The 16,862-nt window shown below is 60.1% G+C and carries 18 protein-coding genes and 3 pseudogenes; 10 read left to right on the top strand and 11 right to left on the bottom strand.

Annotation, left to right across the window (positions count from 1 at the left end; genetic code table 11):
• Window positions 1-485: pseudogene (locus HMPREF2565_RS14245) on the bottom strand (transposase); the annotation flags it as partial.
• A 720-nt stretch (window positions 486-1,205) separates the two neighbouring features.
• Here HMPREF2565_RS14245 and HMPREF2565_RS13940 point away from each other — a divergent pair.
• Complete coding sequence (locus tag HMPREF2565_RS13940; protein WP_071407088.1) at window positions 1,206-2,483, top strand: Fic family protein; 1,278 nt, start codon at window positions 1,206-1,208, stop codon at window positions 2,481-2,483.
• A gap of 137 nt (window positions 2,484-2,620) precedes the next feature.
• Here HMPREF2565_RS13940 and HMPREF2565_RS07420 read toward each other — a convergent pair whose 3' ends face one another.
• Entirely contained in the window at window positions 2,621-3,781 is a 1,161-nt protein-coding gene (locus tag HMPREF2565_RS07420; protein WP_070561552.1) for an RtcB family protein, read from the bottom strand.
• 547 nt (window positions 3,782-4,328) lie between these two features.
• On the opposite strand from HMPREF2565_RS07420, the pseudogene HMPREF2565_RS07415 reads away from it, so the two are divergent.
• The 3 genes and pseudogenes from HMPREF2565_RS07415 to HMPREF2565_RS07405 all read left to right on the top strand — a co-directional run.
• Window positions 4,329-4,931, top strand: a pseudogene (locus HMPREF2565_RS07415) (hypothetical protein); the annotation flags it as partial.
• 165 nt (window positions 4,932-5,096) lie between these two features.
• Window positions 5,097-5,300: a hypothetical protein gene (locus HMPREF2565_RS07410; RefSeq protein ID WP_046647827.1), complete on the top strand. Its 204-nt coding sequence runs from the start codon at window positions 5,097-5,099 to the stop codon at window positions 5,298-5,300.
• A 111-nt stretch (window positions 5,301-5,411) separates the two neighbouring features.
• A complete protein-coding gene (locus tag HMPREF2565_RS07405; protein ID WP_070682414.1) occupies window positions 5,412-6,440 on the top strand; it encodes a hypothetical protein in 1,029 nt (342 codons plus the stop codon).
• A 2-nt stretch (window positions 6,441-6,442) separates the two neighbouring features.
• On the opposite strand, the gene HMPREF2565_RS07400 is transcribed toward HMPREF2565_RS07405, so the two are convergent.
• Entirely contained in the window at window positions 6,443-7,609 is a 1,167-nt protein-coding gene (locus HMPREF2565_RS07400; protein WP_070516420.1) for a YihY/virulence factor BrkB family protein, read from the bottom strand.
• Window positions 7,610-7,693: 84 nt separating this feature from the next.
• Between HMPREF2565_RS07400 and HMPREF2565_RS07395 the strand changes: the two genes are divergently transcribed.
• The gene (locus HMPREF2565_RS07395; protein WP_070516422.1) at window positions 7,694-8,170 is read left to right on the top strand and encodes an S-ribosylhomocysteine lyase; all 477 of its coding nucleotides are present in this window, start codon (window positions 7,694-7,696) and stop codon (window positions 8,168-8,170) included.
• Window positions 8,171-8,207: 37 nt separating this feature from the next.
• Here HMPREF2565_RS07395 and HMPREF2565_RS07390 read toward each other — a convergent pair whose 3' ends face one another.
• Both HMPREF2565_RS07390 and HMPREF2565_RS07385 read right to left on the bottom strand, forming a co-directional pair.
• Complete coding sequence (locus HMPREF2565_RS07390; protein WP_070516424.1) at window positions 8,208-8,405, bottom strand: hypothetical protein; 198 nt, start codon at window positions 8,403-8,405, stop codon at window positions 8,208-8,210.
• 74 nt (window positions 8,406-8,479) lie between these two features.
• Window positions 8,480-9,595, bottom strand: coding sequence for a UDP-N-acetylmuramate dehydrogenase (locus tag HMPREF2565_RS07385; RefSeq protein ID WP_070516427.1), 1,116 nt, complete (start codon window positions 9,593-9,595; stop codon window positions 8,480-8,482).
• A gap of 24 nt (window positions 9,596-9,619) precedes the next feature.
• Here HMPREF2565_RS07385 and HMPREF2565_RS07380 point away from each other — a divergent pair, with 24 nt between their 5' ends.
• The 3 genes from HMPREF2565_RS07380 to HMPREF2565_RS07370 are packed head-to-tail and all read left to right on the top strand — an operon-like array spanning window position 9,620 to window position 11,769.
• On the top strand, window positions 9,620-10,111 hold the full coding sequence (locus HMPREF2565_RS07380) for a DUF2505 domain-containing protein (RefSeq protein WP_046647832.1): 492 nt from the start codon (window positions 9,620-9,622) through the stop codon (window positions 10,109-10,111).
• A gap of 27 nt (window positions 10,112-10,138) precedes the next feature.
• Complete coding sequence (locus HMPREF2565_RS07375) at window positions 10,139-10,948, top strand: class I SAM-dependent methyltransferase (RefSeq protein WP_046647833.1); 810 nt, start codon at window positions 10,139-10,141, stop codon at window positions 10,946-10,948.
• 23 nt (window positions 10,949-10,971) lie between these two features.
• Entirely contained in the window at window positions 10,972-11,769 is a 798-nt protein-coding gene (locus HMPREF2565_RS07370) for an LmeA family phospholipid-binding protein (RefSeq protein WP_070516429.1), read from the top strand.
• Between the two features lie 23 nt (window positions 11,770-11,792).
• On the opposite strand, the gene HMPREF2565_RS07365 is transcribed toward HMPREF2565_RS07370, so the two are convergent.
• From HMPREF2565_RS07365 to HMPREF2565_RS14240, 6 genes are all read right to left on the bottom strand, one after another.
• Complete coding sequence (locus HMPREF2565_RS07365) at window positions 11,793-12,242, bottom strand: deoxyribose-phosphate aldolase (protein ID WP_070516431.1); 450 nt, start codon at window positions 12,240-12,242, stop codon at window positions 11,793-11,795.
• Entirely contained in the window at window positions 12,242-12,532 is a 291-nt protein-coding gene (locus HMPREF2565_RS07360; RefSeq protein WP_070516433.1) for a DUF2516 family protein, read from the bottom strand. Before HMPREF2565_RS07360 ends, HMPREF2565_RS07365 begins: the two co-directional genes overlap by 1 nt.
• A 13-nt stretch (window positions 12,533-12,545) precedes the next feature.
• Window positions 12,546-13,007, bottom strand: a complete 462-nt coding sequence (locus HMPREF2565_RS07355) for a CGLAU_01105 family protein (protein ID WP_070444004.1) — start codon at window positions 13,005-13,007, stop codon at window positions 12,546-12,548.
• Window positions 13,008-13,022: 15 nt separating this feature from the next.
• Window positions 13,023-14,357 (bottom strand): DUF445 domain-containing protein, encoded by a 1,335-nt coding sequence (locus tag HMPREF2565_RS07350; protein WP_070510556.1) that lies wholly within the window; start codon window positions 14,355-14,357, stop codon window positions 13,023-13,025.
• A gap of 115 nt (window positions 14,358-14,472) precedes the next feature.
• Entirely contained in the window at window positions 14,473-14,958 is a 486-nt protein-coding gene (locus HMPREF2565_RS07345) for a hypothetical protein (RefSeq protein WP_070510555.1), read from the bottom strand.
• The gene (locus tag HMPREF2565_RS14240) at window positions 14,955-15,278 is read right to left on the bottom strand and encodes a phage antirepressor KilAC domain-containing protein (RefSeq protein WP_232745265.1); all 324 of its coding nucleotides are present in this window, start codon (window positions 15,276-15,278) and stop codon (window positions 14,955-14,957) included. The genes HMPREF2565_RS07345 and HMPREF2565_RS14240 overlap by 4 nt, the downstream gene beginning before the upstream one ends.
• Before the next feature lie 311 nt (window positions 15,279-15,589).
• On the opposite strand from HMPREF2565_RS14240, the gene HMPREF2565_RS07335 reads away from it, so the two are divergent.
• Window positions 15,590-16,507, top strand: a complete 918-nt coding sequence (locus HMPREF2565_RS07335) for an Abi family protein (protein ID WP_070682406.1) — start codon at window positions 15,590-15,592, stop codon at window positions 16,505-16,507.
• A gap of 160 nt (window positions 16,508-16,667) precedes the next feature.
• Window positions 16,668-16,862, top strand: a pseudogene (locus HMPREF2565_RS14230) (transposase); the annotation flags it as partial.

Below are 16,862 nucleotides of genomic sequence, written 5' to 3'. Positions count from 1 at the left end.
AGGGTGTCCACTAAACGAGGGTAACCTCAGATCGTTGAGTTCGGCAGTGATGCGACGAGCGCCCCACACGCCGTTTTCAGCATCGAAAATGGCCTGGATCTCCGCGGCCATCACAGCGTCATCTACAAGGCGCGCACGGCGCCGCGGAGCCGATTTCTTCCATTTGTAGTACGAAGACCGATTTAGGCCCAGGACTGTGCACATCCGCTTGACCGAGTAGTCGGCGAGATTGTCACAGGCGAACTGGAAGCGGATCACTAGGTCGTCTCTTCCGCAAAATACTTCGCAGCCTTGCGCAGAATATCGCGCTCTTCACGAAGCCTTTTGTTTTCGCGTTCTAACTGGCGAATTCTTTCCGCATCAGCAAGCTTTTCTACGGGTGACGATGCATCATCATCCTTAGGCACGTTGGTGCCGAATTGCTTGTACCAGTATCCCAAAGTCGAGCGATTTATCCCGAGTTCTTCTGCGACCTTGCGCATCGAGGTATGACGTGAGCCGCAGTCGACAACCGAACAAAATCATCGAAAGCCTGTCCCGACTCTGATTCATGGAAGTAAACAACGTTCTTCTGCGCTACTTCTCGCGAAGGATCCTGCGCCACATCGAGGTTTCCCGACCGCAGTCGCGTAATTGAAGATTTAGCGCGACCATAGGCTTCGAGCAAATTGAACAAGAACTCGCGATCATATTCGGCACGGCCACCTAGTTTCGACGTTCGTTCCTCGACTGCGCGCAGGTTCAACTTTGCCATTGTGACGCCTCTATTCCCTTTATCAATTCACGAAAATCTACAGCTCAACCGGGCAAGACCACGATCAAGGGGCCGCCACAGACAAACCTTCGATAATCATAACAAGGCTCACTTGGTGTAATGCCGGCTTCGTCTCTCCGGCCTCAAATTCCGCTGCCTTCATATCAGCATCACTTCAGCTTCTCGGAACTCTCCTGTTCCAGTTCTCCTGCCGACCGCAAAGAAGAATATTCTTTAGCAATCAATCGTCCCCGCTTACGCAAGACTTCGAGGTTATATCCGGCTTCTGCCTCGTCTGCACAACATTGAAGCATCTTACCGGTTACTGGAGCTCCGTTAATCTTTTGTGCTCGCAGTCCACCGGGATAACAGCTATCCCGGTAAACTAGGACATCAATCTACCGAGATAAACCTTATCCCCAATGCCCCAAGCGCATGAGAGGAGTCAGCTGTGGCAGAGACAGTCGAATTGGAATGGATCCCCACTGATGGCAGCGGTCTTTCTCGACGCGCCAAACAAGGAGGTAAGTATCACGCTTTCGTTCCCGATCCCCTCGCAGGCATGTCGTTGAAGCTTCCGTCCGAGCTCTCGCGACGTATCGTTCGCATCGAGCGGGAGATTCACAATCTTGGGATGAGAGACAATACCCACTCCCTTGAAGGAGTTGCGCGACTCCTGCTCCGTTCTGAGGCCGTCGCTTCCTCCCGGATCGAGGGAATCGCTCCTAACTCCGACAAAGTGGCCATGGCGATCCTCGCGCGTGAATCAGATTCCGGAATTCGGGGTTTCAAAGAATCCGCAACAGCTGTCGCCCGCAATGTCGCCATCCTCGACACCATCAATGCAGACTTGGCTTACAAAGACGAGCTAGTCCTGGATGACATTGTTGCAATGCAGACAGCGCTCGTTGCAGAAAAGCCTTTACAAGGAGTACGTACTACTCAAAACTGGATTGGCGGGTCTGACTATCACCCCATCGATGCAGCTTTTGTTCCCCCGCCTCCCGTGCAAGTCCCAGAACTCCTCGATGATCTCATTGAATACTTCAACGGGGCAGACCACGCCGCGCTCGTTCAAGCAGCGCTCGTTCATGCACAGTTCGAGACCATCCACCCATTCCCGGATGGGAATGGGCGCGTGGGACGAGCCATGATTCACGCACTTTTGCAGCGCAGAGGGCTCACCGATGCTGCGGTTCTCCCTGTCAGTATGGTGCTGGCAACGCTCGGTGACCGTTACGTCGACGGACTCACGAAATTCCGCGAGGGTGACGTGCTGGCATGGATCTCTTTCTTCGTCGAGGCTGCACAAGTCGCCACCACCAAAGCAGCTGAACTTGCGGATAGCGTCGCCGCCCTAGAAGCAGAATGGATGGACAAGGTCAATCACCACCGCACTGCGCAAGGAAGCAAGCGCGCATTGAAATCGAATTCGACGGAGTTCCAACTGCTCAAGAAGCTTCCTGCCATGCCTTTGGTCACGGTGCCCATTGTGAAGTCCGAGCTGGGGATTTCATCGACAAGCACGGCCCGAGACGCGCTCGATTCACTCACCGAGGCTGGCATTCTGCGTAAGAAAGTCATCGGTGCGGGCGGGCTTCTCGGTTACTTCGCTGACGATGTTTTCATGTTGGTCGACGATGCTGAACGCCAACTCGCTTCGACGCAGTTTAATACTCGGCTTTCACCTCCGACCAACCGAGCAGTTCCAGCCCTTCGCAATAAATAAGCAGTAATCAATAGTGGTCACCTACTTCGTTTCCTTACATAAGGCAAAGCGTCGTGCTGATGCGACGCTGCAGGAGGGGGCATCGGAAAGCTCAAAAGAGACCGTCACTAAAAGTGACGGTCTCATCATGACGCAGGTTAGGTGCCCTTGACGTTGAGGATCTGGCGCAGGGTGTGCTTGACCTCAACGAGCTGGGCGGCATCAGCCATCACGCGGTCGATGTCCTTGTAGGCGTCCGGAATCTCATCGACGAACTCGGCGCCGGGACGATAGACGATGCCTTCCATGCGTGCGGCAAGATCCGCCTCGGTGAAGCGGGCCTTGGCCTGGGTGCGCGACATGACGCGACCCGCGCCGTGCGGCGCAGACTTGAGGCCCGGCGGGTAGCCCTTGCCTTCCACGACGTAGCTAGTGGTGCCCATCGAGCCGGGGATGAGGCCGCGGTCGCCTTCGTCCGCCTTGATGGCGCCCTTACGCGTGAGCCACACATTTTTGCCGTAGTGGCTCTCACGTTGGGTGTAGTTGTGGTGGCAGTTGATGCGCTCGAGCTCGAGGGTCTCCCGGTCTGCGCCGGCCCAGGTGGCGACGCAGTCGAGGAAACGGTCCATCATCTCATCGCGGTTGAGCAGCGCAAAGTGCTGTGCCCAGTGGAGATCCGCAATGTAGGAGTCGAACTCTTCCGTGCCCTCGACGAGGTAGGCCAGGTCCTTGTCCGCGAGCTGGATCCAGTGCTTCTCGCAGTGACGCTGCGCGGCCTTGATGTGCTTCTGTGCGATCTTGTTGCCCACGCCGCGCGAGCCAGAATGCAGGAACAGCCAGACGCGGTCCTCTTCGTCGAGGCAGAGCTCAATGAAGTGGTTACCGCCGCCCAAGCTGCCCAGCTGCTGACGCCAGTTTTTGGAGTGGCCGAGATCCACGCCAGTGTCCTGGGCCAGCTGCGAGAGCTCGCGCGTGCGGGCCTCGGTGCGCGGGTCCATGATCCAACCGTTGTAGTTTCCGGGCGAGAGCGGAATGGAGTCTTCGACCGCGGTGCGCAGGTCCTCGAGAGCGAAGTCCTGGATGTCCGCGTGGGTGAGCCCCGTGCGCACGGCAATCATGCCGCAGCCGATATCCACGCCGACGGCCGCCGGGATGACGGCGCGCAGCGTGCCGAAGACAGTGCCGACCGAGGAGCCCTTGCCAAAGTGGGCATCAGGCATGAGCGCCACATGTGGGTAGACGAAGGGCAGGTCAGCGACGAGTTGTGCCTGCGCCACCGTCTTGTCTTCAACAATGGAGGCGAAGTTGTGCAGGCGCATAAGAGAGCCTTTCTCTGCGTTTGCGTAACGCAGTTCGTGAGAAAGGGCCTGCTTGGGCGGCTGACTTATAAGTTGTGCGCGCGGGTCGCGCGGCTGGCACCAACGTCCGGGATAAGCAGGGCCGCTTTCCCGGGAAATGGTCAAGTCAGCCTGTTAGAAGAGTTGCTTAAAGAGGCGTCCTAGCGGCTGATTGTTATGGGTCATCATCGCGGTTCGCCTCCTTTATGCTTTCTTGTTCTTCTTCTTTCGGGCTGTTAGTGCTGCGTGTGAGCCTACACGATCTACGCGATTTCTACATGCGATTGATGATGCAAGGAAATTCACCCAGCCACGAAAACTTGACACCGTCCATTCAACCGCATTCACTGCCTGCTCATTTGTTCGTCCGTCTGGCGGGGTGTCGTGCGCCGTGACAAGCTTCGTTTAATCGTTCAGCCCGCCTCGCCCTAGTCGAGAGTGGGCTGGATCTTTATCTGGGTTATGCAGCAAGAGTGCACTGGGCAAGGCCGACGTCGTGGTCGCCGGCGGCATCGACGAGCGCTTCATCTCCCGCGCCAACGACCCGAACGAGTCCGAGCTGCACTCCCTGCTGTGGCCAGCGATTGGCCGCGATGAGGATCAGCCGATGTTTGTCATCTCCCAGAAGACACTCACCGGCCACTCCAAAGCGGGTGCCGCGCTCTTCCAAACCGGCGGCATCATCGACGTCTTCCGCACGCACCGCATCCCGGCGAACGTGTCCCTGGACTGCGTCGACCCGCTTATCGCCCCGAAGGCGCCGAACCTGGTGTGGCTGCGCTCCCCGCTGGACCTCGGCTCTGCGGGCCACAGCGTGAAGGCCGCGGCGCTGACCTCGCTCGGCTTCGGCCACGTCGGCGCGCTCATCGTCTACGCCCACCCCGGCGTGTTCGAGCAGGCCGTGTCCCAGCAGCGCGGGGCGGACGCCGCCGCCCAGTGGCGTGAGCACGCCGAGCAGCGCCTGCGCGCCGGCCGCGCACACTTCGAGGCCGGAATGCTGGGCCGCGCCCCGCTGTTTGAGGTCATCGAGGGCCGCCGCCTCCCGGCACAGGACGCCAAGGCCGCCGAGATTGCCATGCTTCTCGACGACTCCGCGCGCCTCACCGAGGACGGCACCTACCCCTCCGCCTAAGGCGCTAGCCCCCTAACAGCAAGCCCTTAGAACAAGCCGAGGACCTCCGCTCAGAAGCGGGCCTCCTCGGCTTCTTTTCTGTCTGCACCCTTCGCCTCGTGATAGCTTTTCGCATAAGGCACCGCTTACTTAATTGCGAGACTTCTACGAACCAGAGGACGAAGCATGGATATTGAAAAATTCCTCATAACAGCTGTCGGCTCACTCAGCGTCATTTCCCTTGCCGGTTGGCTCATCGCTGATTACGAGTGGTCAACCAGGGCCACGACGGTTATGGGGTTTGGATTCCTAGTCTCAGCACTGATTAATAAGCGCGGGCAAGAAAAGGCCGCTGGCCACCGCCAGGTTTCGGAAGAATCTGCGCAGTGACAGCGTTTGGGCAGTTAGGAGCGCTCCCCGGCTAGCTGCTTTCCCAGGTGCAGTAGCCATGCGGCGATTATTATCGGGACTCATCTGACGCTCTCCTGAAAGAAGCTACTCATGACCCAACCTCCGTATCCGCCGCACACTCCACCCCCAGGCCCCGGTCAGCAGAGGCCGCACCAGCACGGGGGACCACAGCAGAACCCCTATGCCAACCAGCCTTTCCCACCCTTAGGCACTCCCCATAACAATCCTGGCGGCGGTTACGGGGCTGCCCAGCCCCAGCCAGAGCCACCAAAGAAAAAGTCCGTCGTTGGAATCATCGCCACGGTTCTCGCCGTTCTCGGCACAATCATCGCCTGCATCCCCGGCATCTACGCCGCAGGCTGGATCCTTCTCCTCGCAGCGCTTATTACCGGCGCGGTCTCACTTTTCCTCAGCGACCAGTCAACTGCGTGGGGAGCAGTCGCCCTGATCATCACTGTGGTGGGCAGCTTGATCGCCTCGGTCGTCTTTTTCTTCTTCATGGCCGCAAAATTCATCGGTTCTCTTCCGGACACTACGCAAACACCCGAAATATCAAGTTCTGTCGTGGGCACGACGGTGCGCCCCTGGGATGAGGAGGAGACGCTGGACAGCACGGGCTCCCCCACCCCAACAGCGACGGAATACTACAACAGCGTTCCTGATGAGAACGGAAACCAAGTCCTTGAGGAAGGCACGCCCGGTTCGCGTTCTAACCCGCTACCGCTCAACACGACGCTGAAAGGGCCGGAATGGCACGTGGATGTCAGCAACCTCAACTTCGATGGCACGGACGAAGTCATGGCCGCGGACCCTTCCTACAAGCAGCCGGACGAGGGGAAGAAATACCTGGTCTTTGATTTGACCTTGACGTACGTGGGCAACGAGACCGACGCCGGCTCGGAAATGGCGTTCCTTTACTTCGGCCCGGGCGAGGAATCGAATGGGCAGCCCCTCATGTGGGATGTCAATGGGTTTATCGACGTAGACACTCCCTTCCAGCCGCAAGAGAAACGTACCGGCCGAGTGGCTGTCAGCGTGCCTGAGAATGGCGCGGAAGACGGCGCGTTCGGCATCGTCGTGCCCGGCACCGAGATTCCCTTCCACCTCGCTCTGAAGTAGGGCTACATCCCTGCCGTCTCGTCCTGTGCCTGCCGTGCGTTGTCTGAAATCTCACGCGCCCTCTGCTCCAGGTTCTCTTGGGCGCGGGCCTGGGCTTGAGAGGAGCTATCAGAGCGCGGCGGGGCTTGGATAAAACGCTCGGAGTGTAGCCCCAGCTGCAGTTCCTTGGCACGCAACACCTCGGCATCAATCTTGATGCCGACGATGAGCACGGTGTTCATCAACCACATAGCCATGAACACCGCCATGACGGTGCTTAGCGCACCATAGGCGCTGGCCGCAGCGAGGTACTTCAGGTAGAGGCCCACCAGCCCCCAGGACACTACTGTGCCCACGAGCGCCACCACCGAACCATAGGTAATCCACCTAAAGCGCCCAGGCCGCACGTTGGGGCCGAAGTGATAGAGCACTGCAATGAGCGTGAGCACCACGATCACAGTGACGGGAAAGCGCAGCCAGTTCCACACCGGAAGGAAGATTCTTACCAAGTACGTGGCGGTATCTTCTAGCCCTACGTTGCGCGCGAGCGGAATCAACCCTTCGTTAAGAACAGCATCACGCAGCAAGTTGGCAAAAAGCACGATGACCGCGCCCACCACGATGACTGCTGTCAGCCCCCACATCAGCGCCCACGTGCGGATGATCCCGCGGCCTTCCACCCGGCCGTACACGGTATTGGCAGTGCGCGAGAAGGCCCGCACATACGCCGACGCTGAAAACAGCGAAATGGCCAGGGAAATGATCAGTGCCAACGTGCCCTGCGCGCTAGAGCCGATGATCGTGCCGACGACCGTATGGGCTTGCTCAGAAAGCGAGCCAGGGACGTACTGTTCGATGAGCTCTGAGGTCAGCTGCTCCACTTCCGCTTGGCGGGAGGAGAAGATGAGCGTGGCAATGGAGTAGGCGGCCAGTACCGTGGGCGCAAAAGCCATGAGCGTGAAGTAGGTCATCCCGGCGGCACGGTCCATGAAGGCATCGTGGAAAAAGTCATTCCACGTGCGGCGGATGATCAGCCCCCAGCTCTCCTTGCGGAGCCGGTTGTCCCTGGAGAAAGGGTCGCGTTCCTCATCGTGGCCCTGGACCTCAAGGATGGTCGAGCTCTTAAACGGCACGATGGTCTCTGGCTCTTCGGCCGGAATAGCGTTGCCGCCAATCTCCTCTTCGCTCATATCTGACCAGCGTATGCGGCACAGCCCGCATTCAGGGGAAGGACACTCGGACCACAGGCTAAGCCGTGGTTACACTGGGAAAGCATGACTGAGAAGAACACCGAGAACAAGATCAACGTAAAGTCCTTCGAGCTCGACCACCGGCTTGTCGACGCCCCCTATATCCGCGTCGCCGACCGCACCGACCTGGGCGGCGGAGTCGAGATTATCAAGTATGACCTGCGCTTCTGCCAGCCCAACAAGGAGCACCTCGGCACCGAGGCAATCCACTCGGTGGAGCACATGATGGCCAACTTCATGCGCAACTACACCGACAAGCTCATCGGTTTTGCCCCGATGGGCTGCCGCACCGGCTTCTACGCCATCACCAACGGTATGGAGCAGGACGAGCTGCTCCGCGCCGTCGAGGGCGCGCTCAATGACATCCTCAACGCCACCGAGGTTCCCGCCGCCAACGAGGTACAGTGCGGCTGGGGCGCCCACCACTCACTCGAGGGCGCACAGGAGGCCGCACGCGATTTCCTCGCGGCCAAGGATGAGTGGCTCAACGTCATGACCTAAGCGGCGGTGAAAGCTTGGGGCAATGGAGCCCTAACCGCTAGTGCTCGAGGCGTCGGATCTGGATGCGGGAGAAAAACAGCCCGGCGACGCCGATCCCCAAGACGCTCGCCATTAAGGTGCAGCGCGCTGCGCTGAACTCCGCGAACAGGCCTGGGACCAACAGCATCGCCACCGCGCAGAGAAGGGCCGAAACAAAGAGGAGGATGGCAAAGAGTACGTCTTTGGGGATGTACATGCGAGGTCCTTTCTGGGCGCCTAGTGTTTGCGGCGGCGAGCTAGCAATTCAACGCTATTTTAAATATTGCGCACTTATATTTCTACCCCTAGCCAGATGGGCTCCGGCTCCAGCGTCACACCGAAGGCCTTCTGAACCCCGGCGCGAATCTCGCGGGCCAGCGCAACGATGTCGTCTGCAGTGGCCTCACCGCGGTTGGTCAGCGCCAGGGTGTGCTTGGTGGACAAGGTTGCCTTCGCACCCGATTCTTCACCCGGGTAGCCCTTTGCAAAGCCGGCGCGCTCGATGAGCCACGCAGCGGAGAGTTTTTCCTTATCTTCTCCAGATGCGGTGGACGGCACCGCATGGCGCGGCATGCGGTCCGCATCCTCGTCGCCGCGGGCGGCGCGGACGGCTTCCTGGATGGAATCGGCAAGCTGCGGTTCCACGATGGGGTTGGTAAAGAAGGAACCGGCTGACCAGGTGTCGTGGTCTTCTGGGTCGAGCACCATGCCCTTGCCGCGACGCAGCTTCAGCACTTCCTCACGGACTTCCGCGACCGGGCGGCGCTCACCGGGGTTCTGGGTGAGCTGGCCAAAGCGCAGGGGTGTGGACAGCCCATCGGTGGTCAGCTGCAGCTCGATAGCCAGCACCACGCCGCGTCCAGTGAACTTCAGGTTGGAGTAGCGATACGCCAGCTCTAATTCTTCCGCCGGTACCCAGCTCGCGGTCCGCGTAGCGCGCTCATAGAGGTAGACCTGCGTGAGGACGTCGGAGGTCTCCGCGCCATAGGCGCCGACGTTCTGTACCGGTACGGCACCCGCATTGCCCGGGATGCCGGACAGGCACTCAATGCCGCCCAGACCGCAGTCCACGGACAAAGCCACGACGTCATCCCATACCGCGCCCGCATCAGCGCGCACGAGGCCGTTGGCCACGGTGACATCGATATCCTCGAAGTCGAGCACCACGACCACGACATCCAACTGGCCTTCCGCCACCACGAGGTTGGAGCCGCCGCCGACGACGAGGTAGTCCTGGGAGGCGTCGTCAAGCGCTGCTAACGCAGCAATTGCCGCCTCAGCGCTGGCGCAGCGCACCGTCACCAGCGGTGCACCACCGATGCGCAGCGTCGTGAGATCGGCGAAGGTGGTCTCGGAATCCAGCGTGACTCCGTCAATGTCAGCGAGGGTCAGGAATTTATCTAGCACGTCTACCAAGGTAGTCTGTAACTCATGTCAACCCGTAGCGAAAACACCGTTATCATCAACCAGCCCATCGATAAGGTGCACAAGGCACTGACCACTCAGGAGTACTGGGACTTCATCGTGGCCAAGCTGTCCCCGGAACCGGGTACCGTGCACGAGTTCACCGGCAACACCGCTGTGCTCTACGAAATTCTTCCGACCTCCCTCCTTCCGGAGGCCGTTCGCGCCATGGTCTCCCAGGATCTGAAGGAAAAGCGCACCGTGACCATCGGCGAGTTGGTCGACGAGCAGATTTCCGTCTCCTTCACCGCTGACGTCAAGGGCACCCCGGTCGACTTCAAGGGTGACATCACCTACAAGGCCCAGGATGAGACCACCGTTCTGGATTACGTCACCGAGGTTTCCGTCAACATCCCGATGATGGGCGCTGCCATCGAGCCGAAGGTCGCTGAAGCTCTGCAGGAGCTCTACACCAACGAGGGCAAGCTCACCGAAGAGTGGATCTCCAACAACCTCTAAACAACTCCCTACACCACAGTTGTTGCCATGGCCGATCACGCGCATAACCTGAAGGCTCAGGAAAGCGCTGGTCGGCCTTTTGGCGTTGTTACCCGCGGCACCACCAACCCCAACCGCCTGCGCCGCTGCGATCGGTGGATGGTGGCGCACCCGGAGATCTCCTCGCTGTTGCGCTCCACGAGTAAGCCGCTGGCTCTCGACGTCGGCTACGGCGCTTCCCACACCACCACCGTGGAGTGGGCCGGCTGGCTGCGCAGCGTTAACCCGCATACCCGGGTAACGGGCCTAGAGATTTCCCCCGAGCGCGTCCTGCCGCCGCGCGATGGTGTCAGCTTCGAGCTCGGCGGCTTCGAGCTTGCCGGCTACCGCCCGCAGCTGGTGCGCGCCTTCAATGTGCTGCGCCAGTACGACGTCGACCAGGTGGAGAAAGCCTGGAACACGGTGACTTCACGCTTGGCTCCCGGCGGCTACTTCGTGGAGGGAACCTGCGACGAGCTGGGACGCAGATCGGCCTGGGTGCTTCTCGACGCCTCCGGCCCGCGCACGCTGACCCTCGCCTGGGATCCCTTCGACGTGGAGCGCCCCAGCGATATTGCGGAGCGCCTTCCCAAAATCCTCATCCACCGCAACGTGCCGGGTGAACCGATCCACGAGCTCTTGCAAGCGGCCGACGCCGCCTGGGACCGCGCCGCCGGCTGGTCTCCATATGGCCCGCGGGTGCGCTGGCGCATGGCGCGCGAAGAACTCCGGCAGACAGTCCCCATCCACCCGGTGAACCGCCGCCTGCGGGACAACGTTCTCACAGTGGATTGGGACCTGGTAGTTGGCCAACTTTAATCCAGTGCGCCACACTAGTAGTCATGGCTTCTTCTAAATCTCCCGCCTCGACGGCCTGGAAAATTTTCATCGGCGTACTGGTGACGCTCCTGCTCATCATCTTGCTTGCTGAGCTCGGCCTGCGCTGGTTCTTGGGTTCTCAGATGAAGAGCCAATTTACCCAGTCCGCCAAGGAGCAGGGCGTGGAGACCTCCGAGGAACCGGAGGTGAGCTTTGGTGCCAGCCCTATGGTCTTTGGTTTGCTCAACGGCAAGATTCCGCAGATGGATATGAAGACCCCGTCCACGCTGAAGATTGAGGGCACCACCATCACCGGCCAACCGGCCGCTGATGTGCACGTCGAAGACATGACGCTGTCCAAGGAGCCGGTTGCGGGCACGCTGCGGGCTTCGACGACGGTGCCGGATCAGTTCCTGCTCGCCAGCTTCCAAAAGGCCATTGCTGAGCAGTCCGGCTATGACGCCTTGGGCAACCTGGTGGTCACCGCGATTACCGCCAACGATGCCGAGGATGACCTCGAGGTGGAATTTGCCGGTGGCCTAGCCACGCTCTCGCTCAAGCCGGAGGCTCGCGACGGCAAGCTCGCCATCGATGCGAAGGAAGCATCGCTCTTCGGCTTCGACCTGCCCGAGCAGGCGACCTCCGCGATCTCGAATGCCTTGGCCGAAGGCATGGAGGAACAGCTCGCGGGCCAGCAGCTGACCTTTGAATCCGTGGATGTTGGGGCTGGGGAACTGACGCTCACCCTCATTGGCCACGACGTTCCAATGAGCGAGCTCGATTCTGCCACCGCACCAGCTCAGCAGGCACCGGACAACTAAGAACCGAAAGCTAAAGCACAGAGTTAAAGGCTCTCCACGGAGAGCTGCGTATCCAGGGCTTCGTCGTCTGAAACGACGGAGCCCGTTTCAATGAGGCATTGATAGCCCGCCTGCTCGGCAGCACGCACATACTCCGGCAACGGCAGAGCCGGACGCTCAGGAAGAATGAGCCCCAAGCGCACGGGCAGCGGGCAGGCCTCGCGGAGGGTGACGAGCTCGGAGAGCAGCGAGGTGGCATCCCCTAGCAGCGCATCCACCGCAACCCACACCTCGGCCGCACCTGATTGCACGGCCAGCCGCGCCTCCGCCGCCTTCACCAAAGAGTGATGGCGCCCGGTGGGATAACCGGCAACAGCAATGACGTGCTCGGCGCCCTCAGCGGCAATCACGTGGTGCGGGGAGACAAGCACTCGCTGCTGCCCCGCCGACTGGTTTCGCACCTCCTCCACGGAGGCCGCAAGCAGATTCAGCATTAGTAGGAATAATCGCCGTTGATGATGGCCTTGAGCTGCGGGCGCACATCAAACCAGTACACACCGGTGATGATGGCGCCAATCCAGCTGACAAATGGCAGCGGCAGGTTCATCACCACAGCGGAACCGAAGAGCAGCCCGACCCACACCCATTTGTTCTGGCGGTCACCGGCGCGGAAAGCGTCCTCCCTCGTCATCGCTGCCAGGACGGCGCCGATGAGGGCGAAGAGGGATACCGCGATGAAAATGTAGTGCGGTATCGACGCAATAGTATTAAGAAAAGTATGCATCAAGAAAGGCCAACTAGTTCTCGTCAACTACTTCGCCGTCAATGACATCGTCATTCGGCTTCGGGGCATAAGGGTTGCGCGGGCTTTGCGGCTCCTGCGGCTGCTGGGCATGCTTGCCCTCCGCGCGCTGCTCCTTGGCGTTGTTGATAGCGCCCTGCACACCCTCACGGGTCTCGTTGAAGGCGGTGTTGAAATCCTCCCGAGCCTTCTCAAAAGACTCCGAGTTGCGGGTCTCACGGGCGGCGGAGGACACAGACTCCCCAATATTCTTCGCCGTGGAGGTCACGCGGTCGAAGAAGGACTCCTCCTTCGCAGTGCCATCACCCATGCCCGCCTCATCGGCGGCGCGGGCAATGCGATCCGCCTGCGCGCTCTGGGCTTGGTTCTGGCGCTCCTCCTTGAAACGGCCACCAAAATCCTTGGCCACATCAAAAGCAGAGGAACCGGCATTCTTGATTGAGTCAAATACGGACATGGTCGTCACTCCTTGTTAGACGCCAAAAAGCAGATGATTAACAGTGTAGATAACCAACCCCGCCAGCGCACCCACAACCGTGCCGTTGAGGCGGATGAACTGCAGGTCCTTGCCCACCATGAGCTCGATATTCTCGGAAGCCTCCTGGGCATCCCAGCGCTTAATGGTCTCCGGAATAATCGCGATGATCTCCGGGGCGAATTTCTCCACCGCGTAGCGCGCGGCCTTGTCCACCAGCTCGTTGGCTTGGGCCAGGAACTCGGAATCCTCCAGCAGGCGGTGCGCCAATTCCTTCACCTTGGCGGTGATCTTCTGGCGCAGGAAGGACTCTGGGTCGGTGAGCTGTTCAATGAGCGTGGAGGAGACCGTCGCCCACATCGCCGCCGGCGCCTTCTGCGCCTGATCGGAGGCCAGCATCTCCTGCTTGATGCCTTCGATGCGCCCGCGCATGTCCTCATCCCACTGCAGGTCCGAAGCCAGCTTGGACAGGTTGCGGCGAATGGCCAGGCGGGCTTCGTGGTTGCCGTTGCGGCGGACCTCATCGGCGAATTCCACGAGCTCGGCGTAGACCTTCTCCCCCACCATCTCGCGGGCAAAGCGCGGCGCCCAGCCCGGCATGCGCTCATCGATGGCGGTGACCACCGTGGATTCCATGCCGAGGATCTTGCCGTGCGCCCACTCAATGAGGTCATCCTCCAGCGGCCGTGCCTTGCCTTCCGCGATATAACCCTCCAGCAGGCGCCCCAGCGGCGGGCCCCACTCCGGCTCTGCCAGACGGTCCATGACTTGGGTGCGGATGAACTGCTCTGCCTCCGCCGGGTCTAGGTCTGCGACCACGCTGGCTGCGCGCTCACCAATCCACGCGGAGACCTCCTCCGCCCGCCCAGGCTCCACACCCTGGCGCGCCAGCCACAGCGGTATCTCCGCCTCCCGCACCTTGGCGCTGAGTGCATCCGCGGTGAGGAAGTTCTCCTCCACGAAGTCCTTGAGCGCATCACCCACACGGTCCTTGTTGTTGGGGATGAGTGCGGTGTGCGGGATGGGCAGTCCCATGGGCCGGCGGAACAGCGCGGTCACGGCGAACCAGTCCGCCAATCCACCGACCATTCCTGCCTCCGCTGCCGCGCGCACGTAGCCCACCCAGACGGGAGCCCCGCTTGCCGACGCCTGCCACCACGAGCACCCCAAAAAGATCACCGCCGCACCAATCAGGAAGGACAGCGCAATCGCCTTCCAGCGGCGCAGGTCCGCCCGGCGCGCCTCCTGGTTTCCTGGCTGCGGCACAAACGACGTCTGCGACGCCGACGTTTCCCGAGCCGGCTCAAGCCCTGCGTCTGCGCGGTGCGTCATGGGTTGGTTCTCCTTGGGTCTGCGTAATGATGGGGAATAGTGAATCCATTAATCAACATTAGTGGGCGTACCGGACACATTCGATTGCCACCAACACTAAGATCGACTCCTAGCTTTATGAACGCCAGCCTGCCGAGGGCCCGTTTGTGGTTCCGTAGATGAACCGTCCGGCATCCAACGCCTGCTGATCAAAGAAACCGAACCTAGCCGCCAGCACGCCTTTCGCCTTCTGGTGGTTACGGGAAGTGGCGGTCATGAACACCACACCCGCCATCAACTCGGCGAGCTTCTCCGGTGTCACCCAGTTGGATGATTCCTCGGTGTGGTCGTTGTCGATGTCCATCACGACACAGTCCGAGGAAATGAAGCTCGCAGACGAGCGCCGGTCGTTGGTGTAGGTGGCGGCGACGTGATCCAACCTGGCCACCTGCTCCAGCCCGGCTTGGTCGGTGATCTGGTGGTGGTTCGGGATGTCCATCTGGTGAGCCCAGTCGATCTCGGCGCGCTGAATCGCTTTCAGGGCCCGGTAGCAAGTCGGGTCAGGGTATCCTTCGACGTTCTTCTTCGGTATTCCGATATCAAGAAGCGCAGTGGTGGTCATCTGGCGTCCTCGCCTTCACACTCGACCACCGGCAGCAGGCCACGGATGTTCTTCAACAGGTCATAGATGAACAGGCGGCCTTTCTGCGTCCAGTACATGTGGGTGCAGGTCTTGCCCTCGTCGTACTCGTACGTCTTGGACTGGGTGTAACCCTTCTCAGCAAACTTGGCGTAGAGGAACCAACGCCCGGACTGGTGAAACTGCACCTGCTCCCCGTGCAGAATCTGGTTGAGCTTCTTCGCCGACAGGCCGTAGTCCTTGGCGATCTCGGTGGTGGTGATCAGCGACGGCGACGCCAGCACCACGTCGTAATAGGACACCTTCGCTGGTAAACCTGACCTGCTGGATGCCACCAGCCCTTTCAAGGGGGTAGTGATTAACGACCCCCTGCAATGACGCGCCAGGGCATCTTTCGTGTTGGCGTAGCCGAGGGCGGTCGCCACGTCCCGGCCGCAGAACAGGACCTGCCCGCCCGAGGTGATGGTTCGGATCGTACCGATGGCTCCATGTCCCGTGCTCTTGCCTCGGCGTCATCAACCAGGTAACCTCGTAGTCAACATGACCGGTTCCGCTGCCCGCCTCAACGGGAGTCCAGGGCCGGTCTTCGTTTTTGTATCAAACAGGGGTGTGCGTGGAGCAGGTGAAGCAGTTCAAGACCTACGGTGAACAGGTCGAATTGCTTCGTCAGCGTGGGATGCGAGTGGATGATCCCAAGCATGCTGAGACGCTGCTGGCTCAATTGAACTACTACCGCTTGTCCGGATACTGGTACCCGATGCGCCGTTTCTCCCAAGACGACGGCACTGCCCGAGATGAATTCGTTGAGGGAGCATCGTTTGACCTGGTGGTAGCCCTCTATGGGTTTGACGAACAATTGCGCCACAGCGTGTTCATCGAGCTTGATCGCGTGGAGTTGGCTATTCGAACCAAGCTCGGTCACGAGCTGGGTCGCCTTGACCCGCTGATCTATTTGGATCCCCAGCGTTTGAGCGCCCGGGCACGGCAGCGAAACAAAGACGGGCGTAGCGTGCACGAGGTGTGGCTGAGAAAGTACCAGTCGGCATTGAAAGCGTCGAAGGAGGACTTCGTCGCCCACCACAAATCCAAATATGGCGGGACTCTACCCATCTGGGCGGCTGTCGAAATCATGGATTGGGGGATGCTGTCGTACCTGTACGGCATGTCGCCCAATATCGTGCGCAAACGGATTGCCGAGCCCTGCGGCCTAACTGGTCCTCAGCTTGAATCATGGCTGAAATCCTTGAATATTCTGCGTAATTACGCAGCTCATCATGCAAGGATGTTCAACCGTGTTTACGACATCAAACCGAAACTGAACAATGACGTCAGGCTGGCTCCGGTAGCTGAAGGAATGAATCGCGTGTTCGGGCAGCTCTCCCTTATCCAATACTTGCAGCGCCAACTGGAATTGTCTCCAGCCGACCGGCTACCGAAGCTGTTCCACACCTACCCGCACAATCCCATCGTGCCGTTTTCTCGCACAGGAGCACCTGACAGCTGGGGCGAGTTGCCTCTCTGGCGCGTCTAATCTTTGCGGTAGTAGTCGCATTCGTACCCGTCTGCGTCGAGTGTCATGGCGTGGACGAGTAGGTCACGAGCGACTGCTTGGACGATGTTCTCGACGAGTTTCTCGCCGTAGTTCTTCAGCCGCCCCCACTTGCATCCGGTTGTGACACCGCTGTAGGACTCACTTCCAGCACTCCCATGTTCGGGCTAGACGCAGCCTGCGCGGAATCGGCAAGCAAATAGCGAAAGCCAAACGCGCTGTTGACGGCGATATCGCAATCAAGCGCAACCGCTATATCGATCTTTCCGCCCCAAACAAGAAGGTCAACTACGCTCTTGCCGCCAAACACCGAGCCCTAGCCGGAATTAAAGGCTAT

It is taken from the genome of Corynebacterium sp. HMSC072A04, assembly GCF_001809235.1.
Lineage (GTDB): Bacteria > Actinomycetota > Actinomycetes > Mycobacteriales > Mycobacteriaceae > Corynebacterium > Corynebacterium hiratae.
Note: the sequence above shows the minus strand (reverse complement) of the source record. Positions and strands in the feature narration are given on the sequence as shown.

What these genes read in the sequence shown, in the direction of transcription:
- HMPREF2565_RS07420 (WP_070561552.1), bottom strand. Translation starts at nt 3,781, where the DNA reads ATGCGCCTGCACAACTTCGCCTCCATTGTTGAAGACAAGACGGTGGCG.
- HMPREF2565_RS07410 (WP_046647827.1), top strand. Translation starts at nt 5,097, where the DNA reads ATGGATATTGAAAAATTCCTCATAACAGCTGTCGGCTCACTCAGCGTC.
- HMPREF2565_RS07405 (WP_070682414.1), top strand. Translation starts at nt 5,412, where the DNA reads ATGACCCAACCTCCGTATCCGCCGCACACTCCACCCCCAGGCCCCGGT.
- HMPREF2565_RS07400 (WP_070516420.1), bottom strand. Translation starts at nt 7,609, where the DNA reads ATGAGCGAAGAGGAGATTGGCGGCAACGCTATTCCGGCCGAAGAGCCA.
- HMPREF2565_RS07395 (WP_070516422.1), top strand. Translation starts at nt 7,694, where the DNA reads ATGACTGAGAAGAACACCGAGAACAAGATCAACGTAAAGTCCTTCGAG.
- HMPREF2565_RS07390 (WP_070516424.1), bottom strand. Translation starts at nt 8,405, where the DNA reads ATGTACATCCCCAAAGACGTACTCTTTGCCATCCTCCTCTTTGTTTCG.
- HMPREF2565_RS07380 (WP_046647832.1), top strand. Translation starts at nt 9,620, where the DNA reads ATGTCAACCCGTAGCGAAAACACCGTTATCATCAACCAGCCCATCGAT.
- HMPREF2565_RS07375 (WP_046647833.1), top strand. Translation starts at nt 10,139, where the DNA reads ATGGCCGATCACGCGCATAACCTGAAGGCTCAGGAAAGCGCTGGTCGG.
- HMPREF2565_RS07370 (WP_070516429.1), top strand. Translation starts at nt 10,972, where the DNA reads ATGGCTTCTTCTAAATCTCCCGCCTCGACGGCCTGGAAAATTTTCATC.
- HMPREF2565_RS07365 (WP_070516431.1), bottom strand. Translation starts at nt 12,242, where the DNA reads ATGCTGAATCTGCTTGCGGCCTCCGTGGAGGAGGTGCGAAACCAGTCG.
- HMPREF2565_RS07360 (WP_070516433.1), bottom strand. Translation starts at nt 12,532, where the DNA reads ATGCATACTTTTCTTAATACTATTGCGTCGATACCGCACTACATTTTC.
- HMPREF2565_RS07355 (WP_070444004.1), bottom strand. Translation starts at nt 13,007, where the DNA reads ATGTCCGTATTTGACTCAATCAAGAATGCCGGTTCCTCTGCTTTTGAT.
- HMPREF2565_RS07350 (WP_070510556.1), bottom strand. Translation starts at nt 14,357, where the DNA reads ATGACGCACCGCGCAGACGCAGGGCTTGAGCCGGCTCGGGAAACGTCG.
- HMPREF2565_RS07345 (WP_070510555.1), bottom strand. Translation starts at nt 14,958, where the DNA reads ATGACCACCACTGCGCTTCTTGATATCGGAATACCGAAGAAGAACGTC.